Source organism: Niabella drilacis (assembly GCF_900101395.1).
GTDB lineage: Bacteria > Bacteroidota > Bacteroidia > Chitinophagales > Chitinophagaceae > Niabella > Niabella drilacis.
In genome coordinates this window covers 13,152-27,305 of sequence record NZ_FMZO01000021.1, presented here as the reverse complement: position 1 = coordinate 27,305, position 14,154 = coordinate 13,152, and the positions used below count along the sequence as shown (strand labels likewise).

General features: G+C 50.4%; 7 protein-coding genes. All 7 read left to right on the top strand.

Annotated elements, in window-relative coordinates; genetic code table 11:
- The first annotated feature begins 21 nt into the window (after nt 1–21).
- The 7 genes from BLS44_RS23250 to BLS44_RS23220 all read left to right on the top strand — a co-directional run bounded on the left by BLS44_RS23250 (nt 22) and on the right by BLS44_RS23220 (nt 14,152).
- Complete coding sequence (locus BLS44_RS23250) at nt 22–1,923, top strand: RagB/SusD family nutrient uptake outer membrane protein (RefSeq protein ID WP_090392957.1); 1,902 nt, start codon at nt 22–24, stop codon at nt 1,921–1,923.
- A 43-nt stretch (nt 1,924–1,966) separates the two neighbouring features.
- Entirely contained in the window at nt 1,967–3,169 is a 1,203-nt protein-coding gene (locus BLS44_RS23245; RefSeq protein WP_176954529.1) for a DUF5000 domain-containing lipoprotein, read from the top strand.
- Between the two features lie 45 nt (nt 3,170–3,214).
- Complete coding sequence (locus BLS44_RS23240; RefSeq protein WP_090392953.1) at nt 3,215–4,351, top strand: DUF4998 domain-containing protein; 1,137 nt, start codon at nt 3,215–3,217, stop codon at nt 4,349–4,351.
- A gap of 135 nt (nt 4,352–4,486) precedes the next feature.
- Nucleotides 4,487–7,432: a glycoside hydrolase family 2 TIM barrel-domain containing protein gene (locus BLS44_RS23235; RefSeq protein ID WP_090392951.1), complete on the top strand. Its 2,946-nt coding sequence runs from the start codon at nt 4,487–4,489 to the stop codon at nt 7,430–7,432.
- A gap of 41 nt (nt 7,433–7,473) precedes the next feature.
- Nucleotides 7,474–8,172: an RraA family protein gene (locus BLS44_RS23230; protein ID WP_090392950.1), complete on the top strand. Its 699-nt coding sequence runs from the start codon at nt 7,474–7,476 to the stop codon at nt 8,170–8,172.
- 54 nt (nt 8,173–8,226) lie between these two features.
- Nucleotides 8,227–11,172 (top strand): glycoside hydrolase family 2 TIM barrel-domain containing protein, encoded by a 2,946-nt coding sequence (locus BLS44_RS23225; protein WP_090392948.1) that lies wholly within the window; start codon nt 8,227–8,229, stop codon nt 11,170–11,172.
- A gap of 67 nt (nt 11,173–11,239) precedes the next feature.
- Complete coding sequence (locus tag BLS44_RS23220) at nt 11,240–14,152, top strand: glycoside hydrolase family 2 protein (RefSeq protein WP_090392946.1); 2,913 nt, start codon at nt 11,240–11,242, stop codon at nt 14,150–14,152.
- Nucleotides 14,153–14,154 lie beyond the last annotated feature (2 nt).

Below are 14,154 nucleotides of genomic sequence, written 5' to 3'. Positions count from 1 at the left end.
AAAATATATAAAACAGTACACATGAACATCAATATAAAGCGGAATCTTTGGTTGCTTCTTGCCATTGGATTTAGTACCTCCTCCTGTAAAAAATTTCTGGATATTGTACCGGATAACCTGCCCCAGATAAAGAATGCGTTTACTATCCGGCAGGAGGCCGAAAAATACCTGGTTACCTGTTATTCCTACCTTCCTCTGGAGTCCTCTACGGTATCCAATCCGGCATTTTTGGGTGGTGATGAAATGAGCACACCGCTGAGCAGCCGTTATAATGATTATGCGATGAACCTGCCACGCGGCAATCAGAATGTGGTCAATCCTTACTTTAACTACTGGGACGGAATAGGGGTGCCATCCATGTTCAATGCAATAAGGGATTGCAATGTATTTATAGAGAACATGAGCGATCTGGGCAAGGTGCCGGATATTGGCCTGGATGAGCGTAGCCGGTGGATCGGCGAAGCCATGTTCCTGAAAGCTTATTATCATTTTCTGTTGTTAAGAGCTTATGGTCCTATCCCCATTACCGATATAAATATTCCTGTGGACGCCCCTGCCGACCAGTTTCGGGTAAAACGCCGGCCGGTGGATGAAGTAGTAAATTACATTGCTGCGCTGTACGACTCTGCTGCGGCAAGATTGCCGAATGTGGTCTTTGACCGTATCAATGAGCTGGGCCGCGTTACCAGGCCGGCGGCATTGGCCATGAAGGCAAAGGCCCTGGTACTGGGGGCAAGCCCGCTGTTCAATGGCAACAGCGATTATGTAAACTTTAAGAACAACGACGGAGCCCTGCTGGTAAGTACGGCTTTTGATGCGGCAAAATGGAAACGGGCTGCCACTGCCTGTAAAGAAGCAATTCTGGCCTGTGAACAGAATAATATCAAACTGTATACTTATCCGGGTGCAAACTTCCCGCTGACGGATTCTATAAAAAGACAGCTCAGCATTCGGGCCTCGGTGACTGATGATGATTGGAATGAGGAACTGATATGGGGCCAGTCTGTAAACGGTACCACAACCCTGCAGCGTATTACGGCGGGGCATTTTGACCTGAACAATGGGGGCAATACAACAGCGATTGCCGATCAGGGGCCCACGTATAAGGTTACCCAGTTTTTTTACAGCAGCAATGGGGTGCCGATCAATGAAGATAAAATACTGAATTTTAGCAACCCCTCTTCATTAAAGATAGCCGGCGACGCGGACCGGTTCTATATTACAAAGGGCTATACATCTGCCCGTATCAATTTTGACCGGGAACCCCGCTACTATGCTTCGCTTGGATTTGATGGGGGTATATGGTACCAGCTTAGTTCCCTGAGCGATCAAACCACGCTCCGGCTGGAAACGCGCTCCGGTGGTAAGAGCACCGGAACGCCGCTGCCGATGACTGCTTATTTTGCAAAAAAGTTTACCAATCTGAAATTCACCTGGGGAACCAATACAACCAGCGTGGTACAATATCCCTGGCCTACCATGCGCCTGGCTGATCTGTACCTGTTATATGCAGAAGCACTGAATGAATCAGACGGGCCGGTAGATGAAGTGCACGCCTACCTGGATCTTATCCGGGCGCGTGCAGGGCTTAAGACCGTTAAAGAAAGCTGGAGCAATTATTCCAGCAATCCCACAAAATATACCACCAAAGAGGGCATGCGCAGTATCATCCGCCAGGAACGGAGTGCCGAACTGGCACTGGAAGGAAGCCGCTTCTGGGACCTGCGTCGCTGGAAAACGGCCGCTACGGAACTCAACGGCAATGTCCAGGGATGGGACGGTACACAAAGTGACCCTGCCCTGTATTACCGGCTTACCACATATTGGGCACAACGCTTTGTATCTCCCAGGGATTATCTATGGCCCATCAGCGAGAATAATTTGCTGGTGAATGAAAACCTGGTACAAAATCCGGGGTGGTAGTACCCCGGCATCAACCCCTGTTAAAAGAATAAAACGAATCAAGATGAGATCAGCATATTTTATATTATTGTTTTTTACTGTTGCAGGCCTGTCTTCCTGTAAACAGGAGCTCCTGAATACGCCTGTTGAAAAAGGAGGCGCCAGGCCGGGCACGGTATCCAATATAATGGTGCAGAACACGAACGGCGCTTCCACGCTCACGTACACGTTACCCGCGGCCCCGGACCTGCTTTACATAAAAGCCGTATATGAGATAAGGCCGGGCATAAAAAGGGAGGTCGTAAGTTCCTATTATAATAATACAATGACGGTAGATGGCTTTGCCAAAGCCGGTGCTTACGAAGTACAGCTGTATGCGGTAACGCGCAGCCATGTGGAGTCGGATCCGGTTGCTGTAACGGTAACGCCCCTGGAATCGCCCGTGAACCTCGCTTTCCGGAGTCTGAAGACGCAGGCGGGTTTTGGCGGACCTAATATTAAGGTACGTAATGCCGCGGAACAGCCCATTGTTATTGTACCGATGATCGATTCTCTGGGGAACGGCAATTATGAGAGCCTGGATAAAATTTATACACAGGCGGATAGTATTAACTACACCATACGCGGACTGCAGGATAAGCCTACCCGGTTTGCTTTTTGCGTAAGCGACCGTTTTGGAAACAGCAGCGATACCCTGTACGAGGAAATCACTCCCCTGGCTGAGGTAATACTGGATAAGACCAGGTTTTCTGAATTTACCTTACCCGGGGATGGCCCGCTGGCTTACGCAAACGAGGGGGTAGCTGTCCGGCTCATCTGGGATAATAACTATAATCTGAATGCGGTGTGGCCCCGCTTATACACCAATGTAAGCAACACCAATATACAGACTATAACCTGGAGCATTGGTGTTGCAAAAACGCTGAGCCGGATGAAAATATATCCAAGGTCGGAAAATAACGACCGGTATTATGAGCAGGGGAATCTGCGTGATTTTGAGATATGGGGCTCCGCCAATCCTACCCTCGATGGCAGTTATGATGCCAGCTGGGTAAAACTGGCCGCCAAATCCATCGTGCGGCCCTCCGGTCTGCCATATGGTCAGCCCTCCTCTGCAGAAGATATCGCCTATGCAAAAGCAGGGTGGGATGTGGAGTTTGAGCCCGGACAGCCTCCGGTCAAATACCTCCGGATACGCAATATCCGGAACTGGCAGGGATTCACCAATATCTGGATCTCGCAGGTGGATATATGGGGCAGTAAATAATAGTGAATTGGAGAAAAATATTAGAGAGCAATTAAAAGAAATACAATGAAAAAAAACTGGTTGCCTGTTTTTATGGCCATGATGATATTAACAGTGGCTGGCTGTCAGAAAATGGACGCCTACAAAGACCGATTTCAAAAAGGAAAGGAGATCTCCTATCCCGGGATACTGGATTCGCTAAAGATATTGCCCGGCAACGGGCGGGTGATGCTTACCGGGCTGTTCATGTCAGATCCCAAGATCGTAAAATACCGTATCTACTGGAATGGCGGACTGGATTCGATGGACCAATCCATCACAAGGTCGGCGGGCGTTGATACCGTGCGGCAGATCATTAATAACCTCCAGGAAGGAAATGGGAGCTTTGCAGTAAGAACCTTTGATGCCGCAGGTAACCCATCGGTGCTCGTAAATGCAAGTGGTAATATTTACGGCAGTAACTATCAAAGCGGAATTATCAACCGGGGCTTCCGGTCTGCAGAAAACCCGTTTTTTGGTCGCCTGATTATCGACTGGCTGGAGACCAATACCACGGTTGTTTCAACCTCGGTGGCTTATACTGCGGTGGATGGATCTTCAAAAACATTTGAGACCCGGAATATCAGTGCGCACAAAGACACGATCACCGACATCAGGCCGGGAACGAATGCGCTGATTATTTCCCGGTATCTTCCCGAGCCTGCGGCAATAGACACTTTTGCCGTTTCCGGCGCTGATACCATTAAGCTGGATCCGTTTCCTCCTTTTAACCGGGCCGGCTGGGTAATAACCGGTTTTTCGGACCAGGAGGCTACGGGGGAAGGTACCGCCAACGGCCGTACGCTATATGCCTTCGATAATAATCCTGCTACTTTCTGGCAATCGCAATGGAGCGGGTCTTCCCCGGCCTATCCACACTGGGTCACCGTCGATATGGGCAGTTCAAATGTTATCAATGGTCTGCTGATCTGGCCAAGACAGAATAGCACCTCCGGTACGCCCAAAGATGGAAAAATAGAAGTAAGTACTGATGGTATAGGCTGGATGGCGGCAGGCACGTTTACAGTGCAGAACAATAATACTGCCTACCAAAGGATCGCTTTGTCGCAGCCAACCGCTCCGGCGCGGTATGTAAAAATTATTTTCTTAAGCAACTACGCGGCAGGACCGTATTTAGCCCTTGCCGAATTGAATCTGTATTAAGAGCGCCCTGGTCCGCGGCTGCATATAGAGTGCGCTTCTCTCTTCGGGTAGAATATTTTAAACATACATCAATATACTTATAATACGGGGCCGGAGCAATCATTATTTTCGCAGGCAACTATTTAAACACGCATAATGCCCATCCTTAAAGAATGTTTTTTATTGTTACTTGTTCTCGTAACCGGTATAGCTCCGGCCCAGCAATATATGGCCGATGGCCGGCTGCACCTGCCCCCCAGGCCGGCAGCAGTGGCCGGTGTGGCAAAACCTGTGCAATCCCTGGATGGCAGCTGGGAAATCAATCTTAACGCCAATGCAACATCTGTAGCCGACAACAGCGCTACCCGCGATTGGCAAACGATCCAGGTGCCCGGGGAGGCCCTGATGCAGGGGTTTAAAATAAAGCACGATACAGCATTTGTATACCGCAGAAGAATTAAAATGGATACAGATACCAGCGGCAAACGGCATATTATCCGGTTTAACGGGGTGTTTAACCATGCAAGGGTCTATTGCAATGGCCATTTTGTGCGGGAGCATTTTGGCGGCTTTACCGCCTGGGATGCCGATATTACAAAGTACCTGAAGCCCGGTCAGGATAATTGGCTGCATGTAAGCGTTACGGACAGAGCGGACGATATTTCCTATGCTTCGGGTTATGCGGCGCATCCCATCGGGGGGATCACGCGCAAGGTACAATACATCGTGTTGCCTGGCAATCCCGTGCAATACCTGTATGCAAGCGCTGGTCTTTCCGGTAACGATGCTGCCGGCCTGCTTAGCCTTAAAATGCAGCTGCCCCAGGCAAAGAATATCACAGCAACCTATACACTTACCGATGCCACCGGTAATAAACGGGTTACAAAACCGTTTAAAAAAATGGCAGGCACTGTTTGGAGCGATAGCATCCGTATTGAAAAAATAAAAACATGGACGGCCGAAACCCCATACCTGTACACCCTTACCGTAACGGTTTTTCAAAATGGGAAGCCCTATGAAACGATCGTGCAACCCCTTGGCTTCCGTAGTGTGGAAATAAACAAAGACAATGAAATGCTGGTAAATGGCAGGTCTGTAAAACTAAGGGGCGCCTGCCGGCATGATATGCACCCGCTGCTGGGGCGCAGTACCAACCGCGTGCAGGATAGCCTGGATGTGCTGCTGGCAAAGGAAGCCAATATGAATTTTATCCGTACATCGCACTATCCGCCTTCCGAAGATTTCCTGGAGTTTTGCGACCGCTATGGCATCTATGTACAGGAAGAAACGGCCATCTGCTTTGTGCTCGACTGGCGTTCGGAACCATATCTGAAGTATTATAAAACCATGGACGACCCGGTCTTTACAGGGCGCTACCTGGGACAGCTGAGCGAGATGATCGACCGCGACCGGAACCATGCAGCCGTTATTATGTGGTCCATAGGCAATGAAAGCTGGTATGGCACTAATTTTCAGAAGGAATATGATTTTGTAAAAGCGGTGGAACCGACCCGCCCCGTTTCCTGGTCATTTCCCACAACGGCGCTAAACCAGGGAAAAAGGTGTTTTGATATACTGGTATCGCATTATCCCCGGTATAACGGCTATCCCAATACCAACGGGCAAACAAGCGATCTGGGCAGGTACGAAAAGAATATGAAAGCCGATTATCCCATCATCGGTGATGAATGGGCCCATGTGTCCTGCTACAATACCAGTCTTACAACCTATGATCCAAACGCAAAGGATGCCTGGGGCAAAAGCCTGGATTCTATCTGGCAATACCGTTTTGATGTAAAAGGTTACCTCGGCGGGGCGATCTGGGGGATGATCGACGAAACCTTTATGATGAAGGATACGATGGTGGGCTATGGTCCCTGGGGCATTGTGGACGTGTGGCGCAGAAAGAAAGCCGAATTCTGGAATACAAAAAAAGCGTATTCCCCCATCCGGCTTGATGTGAATAACTACACAGTAAAAGCAAATACCCTTTCGATACCGGTGCATAACCGGTTTGACCATACCTCGCTAAAAACAGTTACAGCAACGGTTACCGGCGGTGGCAGAACGGTTCGGGTCTCCCTGCCTGATCTGCCTCCGCATCGGAACGGAGTGGTCTCGGTTCCCGTTCACGCCGCGGACTCGTCGGTGCTGATCCGACTCGTTGCAAAAGATGGAACGCTGATCGATGAGGAACGGATCTTTTTAAAAAGCGCTCCGGCCGGCGGATTTCAAAAGCGCGCAGCTGTATGGACGATAGACAAAAAGACGGAACAGATCCTTTTAAGAAGCAGCTTTGCACAGGCCGTTATAAACGGAAGGACCGGTGCGATAGAAACCATAGGGGCGGGCGCAGGAATGCTGGTTGCAGGAAATCCCACCCCGGTGATCAACCGTCCAAAGGATGCCGGCGTATTAAAAAATACGGAAGCCATTTTCTCAGGGGGGTATAAAATCAGTACATTTAAATTTGAGCAGAAAGCCCGGGACGAGTTTGTTGTTTACAGCCAGGGCCAGGTCGACAGCTTTCCGGTAACGGTGACCACAACGCTGTATGCCGATGGACGGGTCAGGCTGGATTATACCATTGCCAATATCCCGGCGTATACCTGGGATATTGGCATCGGGATACCGGTAGCTGCATCGCTCAATGAGATCCGCTGGCGGCGGAAAGGCTACTGGACCACCTATCCGGAAGGGCACCTGGCAGCAACGGAAGGCCGTGCCTCAAAAACAGGCGAAGGCGGTATCCGGCAATACGGTGTGCGGCCGCAGTTTGCAACGGCACAGGGCCTGCAGGATTTTGAGCTTACCAGGGGCACAGATGCCCTGCACCTGGTGCGGATGCAGGCTACTGAAATGTACCGGGCTAAAAAAGAGCACATTTATCAATATACCATATCCGGCAAAACCGGCGCTGTTGAGGTAAGGAGCAACGGGACACAGGCAGCAAAAATGACCGTTGGTGCCGATGGCAGCCAGCAATTGCTGGTCAGCGATAAATGGGACTACTGGACCCTGAGCTGGGGCAACTACCAGGGTACCCGTAATAAAGGGAAAAAAATGGAGGGGCATGCTATTTTACAGCTGAAAACGGAATAACATTAACCGGCCTGGAAAACTTCAGGCTTTAATTATCAGATATGCAGACAACAAATATTCTTTGGAAAACCGATCATGAACTCTTCCATATTGTAAAGCATGAGTTATATACGGCCGTGGTCGGCGATATTATGGATAAGCTGGGATACCTGCACCAGTTCCTGCCCCCGCAGATAAAACCCCTGCGGCAGGATATGTTTGTGGTGGGCCGCGCCATGACGGTGCTGGAGGCGGATGTGTTTGGCGAGGAGGGAAACTGTAACCCCGTACTGAAAAAGCCTTTTGGCCTGATGCTGGAAGCGCTTGATGATCTCAAAACAAATGAAGTATATGTATGCTCAGGGTCATCACCCACTTATGCACTCTGGGGAGAACTGATGAGCACCCGGGCTATGAAGCTGGGCGCCGCCGGCGCCGTAGTGGATGGGTATTCAAGAGATACCAACGGTATACTGGAGCTCAGCTTCCCAACTTTTTCATATGGCCGCTATGCGCAGGACCAGGCGCCCCGTGGTAAAGTGATCGATTTCCGCGTGCCGCTGGAGATCAGGGGTGTAAAAGTAAACCCGGGTGACATCATCATCGGCGATAGCGATGGGGTTTGTGTGGTTCCTGCAGCAATTGAGGAAGAGGTATTTGCCCGGGCTATTGAAAAAGCACGCGGTGAAAAAATGGTTCAGAAAAAGATACAGGAGGGTATGAGTGCCAAAGAGGCTTTTGAAACCTATGGCATCATGTAATGCCCGCAGTTGTTTTTAAAGATCTCCGGTGTTTTAATGCTTCAATTTTCTTCAATGTATAAAGTTCATTCATTGTTTGCCAGGTGTTCATTTCCCTGCCCCGGTATACCTTCGCCGGTGCGGTTTATTGGTATGTGGGGACTGGTATCGTTTTTACTGGCGGTACAGATGGCCGCGGCGCAAACAGGAGCCCCGATGCCGGTATTGACTCCCCAGCCCGCCCTGGTAGCGGGTATAGCACAACCCGTTCAGTCATTAAACGGCAAATGGGATTTTGGTGTGGAAGGCCGCCCGCAGCGGTCAGGGATCAATGTGCCCGGTGAGTGGGTCATGCAGGGGTATACGGTTAATGAAGGCGAAACGGCCCTGTATAGCCGTACTGTTGATATTCCTGCGGACTGGAAGGGGAAAAGGGTTAAACTGAGGTTTGAAGGGGTCAGCTCCCATGCAGTGGTACTGGTTAACGGCAGGCAGGTGGCGGTGCACGAAGGAAGCTTTGTGCCTTTTGAAGCCGATATTACAGACGCCTTGCAGCCGGCAAATAACCTGTTGCAGGTAAAAGTGCAATCGCGTACCATCAGTGATGTGCTGGCCTGTACCTCGCAGTATGCAGTACACACCGTAGGCGGTATCCTGCGTAATGTAACGCTGATGGCCGTTCCGGAGGCCCATATCAATAATCTTGCAGTAGTAACAACTTTTGACCGGCAGTATAAAAATGCAATCCTCGCATTAAATACAGGGGTATCGGCAGATGCATCAAATAGCTCTATCCTTTATATCCTGCGTAATAAAGAAGGAAAAATCGTAAAACAGGGAACTTCAGATCATCAGTCACCAATCACAAATTTCAAATTACAGATTATCAATCCGTTTCACTGGACTCCCGAATCTCCCTACCTTTACGAGCTGACGGCGGCATTGCAGCAGGACGGTAAAATCATCGAAACCATCCGGCAAAAGATCGGTTTCCGCCAGGTAACAATAAAAGATGCCCGCGTGTATGTGAATGGCAAACCCATAAAACTGCACGGTGTTAACCGGCATTCGGTGCATCCGCTAACCGGCAGAAGCATCGATGCTGCGCTGGATGTAACCGACGCGGTATTATTCCGTGAGGCCAATTGCAATTTTATCCGCACATCGCATTACCCGCCAACAGAAGCTTTTTTAAACGCCTGTGACTCATTGGGGCTTTTTGTGGAGGATGAGTCATCGCTTTGCTGGATACAGCATGGGGCGTCTCCCATCTGGAAGAAATGGGATTACAGGGACGAACGGTTTTTACCGTATATGCTCAATGCCAATATCGAAAAGATGATGGCGCACCGCAATCACCCCTCGGTCATTATGTGGTCGCTGGGTAATGAAAGCGCCTGGAGCCCATTATGGGAAAAAGTAAATGCGGCGGTAAAGGCGCTGGATCCTACACGCCCAACGCTGCTGCACGACCAGTGCTGGGGCGGGTTTAACAATTTTGGCAGTAAGGCGGATATAGCTAATTATCATTACCCGGGCATCAACGGCGGCCGGGCCACAGACACCATGTCGCGCCCGGTATTCTTTGGCGAATATGCGCACCTGGCTACTTACAACCGCCGTGAGCTGCTGACCGATCCCGGCCAGCGCGCTTTTTATGGCGAGCCCCTGGCGATGATGTACGATTCGATGTATTATTACCCCAAATGCCTCGGGGGCGCCATCTGGAGCGGCATTGACGATGCATTTCACCTGCCCGGTGGCCGCATTGTGGGCTATGGACCCTGGGGACCGCTGGATGCCTGGCGCCGGAAAAAGCCGGAATATTTTGGTATGAAGAAGGCTTATACGCCGGTAAAGGTAACCGGGGCAGACCGGAGCAGTCTGGTAAAGGGGTTTATAATGCTCCATATTGAAAACCGCTATGATTTTACGGATTTAAGCAATATAAAAATAACGGCAACATTTGATGGCGGTGTACCGCAACCTTTAACAGCGGCGATTCCACCGCATGGCAAAGGTGCATTAAAGATCGCTTTTCCAAGGGGTACAAAAGAACTGCGGGTGCAGTTTGCCGATCCGCGGGGCTTCATCGCCAACGAGGAACTGTATGATCTGCGGGCAGGGGAATGGATGGTGTATCCGCCGCTGTCTGCGTATAAATTAGCAATAACGGAAAACGATGCCTCAATTACCATCGTACAGAAAAATATCCGCTTTTTGATCAGCAAAAGCACCGGCATGATCACCAGTGTGCGGAAGGATGATAAGGAGCTGATGACGCAGGGACCGGTATTTGCCATCATCCCGCGCAACAGCGAGGATGGGGGTAAACCCAATGTGGCCGGGGAAACCTACCAGAACGATATCCACCCCCTGAAAGGGTATCCCCTGTATACCATTTTTGCAAACGATATTGCTGTGCAAAAGATGGACGATAGTGTGCAGGTAACAATGACAGTCATTTTTTCAGACAATAGCCGGGGCCGTATGGTTTATACCTTTGCAGGCAACCGCCTCAAAGTACATTACGAGGTCGAATACAAAGGCAATATGGAGTATCCTTACCAGTACGGGATGCTGCTGCAACTGCCAAAAACTATGGACCGGCTAAGCTGGCTGCGCAAAACAGTGTTCACTGCTTACCCCGAAGATGATATAGCCCGTCCCAAAGGCGAAGCCCGGCTGAACGCAAAACGTACAACGGGTGTGGAAGAATGGGGCGTAGTGCCTGCCGGAGATTGGAAAGATGATGCCACCGAACTGGGCAGCAACGATTTCCGTTCCTCAAAACGAAATATATACAGCGCCACATTAAGCGATGCCGCGGGCAATGCCGTAAAAGCCTGGGGGGGCGGCAAACAAACATCCCGAAGCTGGTTGCAGGATGGCGCCATCCTGTGGCTGATCGCAGATTATTGTAATAATGGTTCCGAGCCTTTTTATGGAAGTCCGTTTACGGATGGAAGAGTGAATATCAAGGGCCAAACGCTGAAGGGAGGCGTGGAGCTGGAGTTTTAAACGTATCAACCAACCACGCAGGCCTGTAAGGTTTTGAAAATCTTACAGGCCTGCATAGAACAAAAAAATGAAACGGATCGTATTCTTATGCACGCTTTCTATAGCCACTACCTTGTTTGCGGCAGACAGTACCATGACTGTTAATCGCTGGACTGTCATGCCCGTGCAGGTAAGCGGGCTGCAGCGTTTTGTATTGGACCTGGATGGTACCTGGCTGTTCAATCCCGCTCCGGAACCGGGTTTTGAAGCGCAGCCCCGGGAAAGTAACAACTGGAAAAAGATACAGGTGCCCGGTGAGTGGGTGATGCAGGGCTTTAAGGTGGAAAAGAATGAATGGGCCGGTTACAGGCGTTCTTTTTCCATACCTGGCAACTGGGCAGGCAATCGCTTCAAACTCCGGTGCGATGCGGTATACAGCCAATGTGATATCTTTATCAATGGCAAAAAGGCGGGCAGTCACCTGGGTGGGTTTACACCATTTGAGATAGATATCACCAGCTATGTGCAGCCCGGAGCAGAAGCGGTCATTGCCATAAAAGTAAAGAATGAAAGCCCTGCCGACGCCGCGGCAAGCGCCAGTATGTATGCGGTACATCCGCTGGGAGGCATCAGCCGCAAGATCAGGGTGGTGGCCGTTCCCGAATTAAATATTTCAAATTTTCATGCGGCCACGCTGTTTGATAAGGATTATAACAATGCCAGGCTGCAAACGGAAATTGAGCTGTCTAACGAAGGCCGGGCAGCAGCAACGGATGTTGTGCTGTTGTTTGAATTGCTTTCAAACAATACCGTTATTCTTACCAAAAAAATAACGGTCGGACAAACCATCACCGCCGGAAAAACAATAAAGCATCAATTTGAGGTAGAAGTAGAAAAGCCGCTGAAATGGGATCCGGAACATCCCCGCCTTTACACCTGGCGCGTAAGAATGGAGGCCGGTAACCGGGGCGAAACGGTGCAGCGCCGCATTGGCTTCCGGCAGGTTGAGGTAAGGGGCAACCAGGTATTCGTAAATAATTATCCCATCAAGCTTCGGGGCGTATGCCGCCACGAAATAATGCCGCTGCGGGGGCGCTCACTGGTGGCAGGACAATGGGAGGAAGATGTAAGGATCTTCAGGGATGCCAACGTGAACTATATCCGCACATCGCATTACCCGCCGCCGGAAGAGTTGATTGCAGCCTGCGATAGCCTGGGTATGTTTGTAGAGGCCGAAGCACCGTTTTGCTGGGCTCACAGGGATTATAATGCAACAAAGGCCGATTCGGTGGCCGTGCTGCAATCGCAAACGCTGGATATGATCAACCAGTTTCGCTCGCAGCCATCGGTCATCATCTGGTCGGTAGGTAACGAAAGTTTAAAGTACAAAGAATATTTCAGTCAAACGGCAGAACTGGTAAAAGTGCTGGATCCTACGCGGCCGCGCAATTTCAGCCAGTGGGCACCCGATGCCGATGGTGGTGCGCTGGAGATCGGCAATCATCACTATCCAGGGCCCGCAGGACCGGATATGTATGCAAATGCAAAACGCCCGGTAGTGTTTGATGAATATGTGCATATCAATGCTTATAACCGGCTGGAGCTGGCTGCAGACCCCGGTGTGCGTGATGACTGGGGTATTGGCTTTGCACAAATGTGGGATCGCATGTATGATGCTAAAGGCGTGCTGGGTGGCGCTATATGGGGCGGTATTGATGATACCTTCGTGCTGGGCGATACTACCGCCGTAGGCTACGGTACTTGGGGTATCATAGATGGCTGGCGCAGGCAAAAACCGGAATACTGGCATACGAAGAAAGCATATTCACCGGTAAGGATAGAACAACGATCGAACTGGAAAAATGGCCAGGTAATATTGCATATCCGGAACCGGCATTGTTTCTCCAATCTTAGCGAATGCCGCATTCAATGGCAGGCCGGCAGCGCATCAGGGGTGCTGCGGCCCGATATAAAACCGGGCGAAAGCAGCGATGTGGCCATCTTGTGCCCGCAGCCGGATGCCGGCGCAACATTGAAGATCACCGTATATGATCCAAGAAACGTGCTGGTAGACGAATACCGGTTTAAAAATATTGTTCCAGAGATTGTGCCGCCTGCGCAGCAGATAAAAGAGGTATTGAAATGGAATTATCAAAAGAGTAATACCGGTGTGGTAGCACGCTCAAAGGAATGGGAACTGCGCCTGGACCGTGTAAACAACCGGCTACAGGTATACCGGCAGGGTAAACCGGTGCTCGATAGCCTGGCCGATCTGCTGCTGCTGCCTTACAACGAAGCGGGCGATGGTGTGCAGATGCTGGGTAAGCGTTATTATTATCCGGCTTATACTCCCGTATGTGCCAACAGGATCATTCAACAATATGCCTGCGATGAGGGAGAAACCGTTTTTTCGGTAACGGTATGGGATGGATATAATGAAGCAGATGGGTACACCATTTATCATTTTGAAGCCGGGGGAACGGCACAGATAACCTATGCATACGAGATAAAGGAGGATGTAAACCCACGCCAGTGGGGCCTTGTGCTGCACCTGGCCCCGTCCTTTCATACGCTCTCCTGGCAACGCCGCGGGCTTTGGAATGCGTATCCCGAAGATCATATCGGCAGGCTCGATGGCAGGGCCGAAGCGCTCAATACCAACAGGATCAGCGGGGCGGCCGGCCCGCTTTGGAAGCCTGCAAACGATTGGCTGCTGGACCGCAACGAATGGGGGAGTAATGATTTCCGGTCTACTAAAATGAATATCCTTAACGCCTCTTTGTCGGACAAAAGCAATACTTTGCAGGTGGTATCGGACGGCCGGCAACATAGCCGGAGCTGGATAGAAGGCAACGCGGTGCACTGGCTGGTGGCGGAATACAGCGGCCTGGGCTCCGAAGGTTTTTTTAAAGATCACCGCAAACAGTTTGAAAAGCCCCTGAAAAAAGGAACGGTCATCAGCGGAACCATCAACTTAACACTCAAACAGGTCCGAAAATAAAA

Bases quoted from the DNA above. Each gene is read 5' to 3' on its own strand.
- BLS44_RS23250 (WP_090392957.1), top strand. From the start codon at position 22: ATGAACATCAATATAAAGCGGAATCTTTGGTTGCTTCTTGCCATTGGA.
- BLS44_RS23235 (WP_090392951.1), top strand. From the start codon at position 4,487: ATGCCCATCCTTAAAGAATGTTTTTTATTGTTACTTGTTCTCGTAACC.
- BLS44_RS23220 (WP_090392946.1), top strand. From the start codon at position 11,240: ATGAAACGGATCGTATTCTTATGCACGCTTTCTATAGCCACTACCTTG.
- BLS44_RS23225 (WP_090392948.1), top strand. From the start codon at position 8,227: ATGTATAAAGTTCATTCATTGTTTGCCAGGTGTTCATTTCCCTGCCCC.
- BLS44_RS23230 (WP_090392950.1), top strand. From the start codon at position 7,474: ATGCAGACAACAAATATTCTTTGGAAAACCGATCATGAACTCTTCCAT.
- BLS44_RS23240 (WP_090392953.1), top strand. From the start codon at position 3,215: ATGAAAAAAAACTGGTTGCCTGTTTTTATGGCCATGATGATATTAACA.
- BLS44_RS23245 (WP_176954529.1), top strand. From the start codon at position 1,967: ATGAGATCAGCATATTTTATATTATTGTTTTTTACTGTTGCAGGCCTG.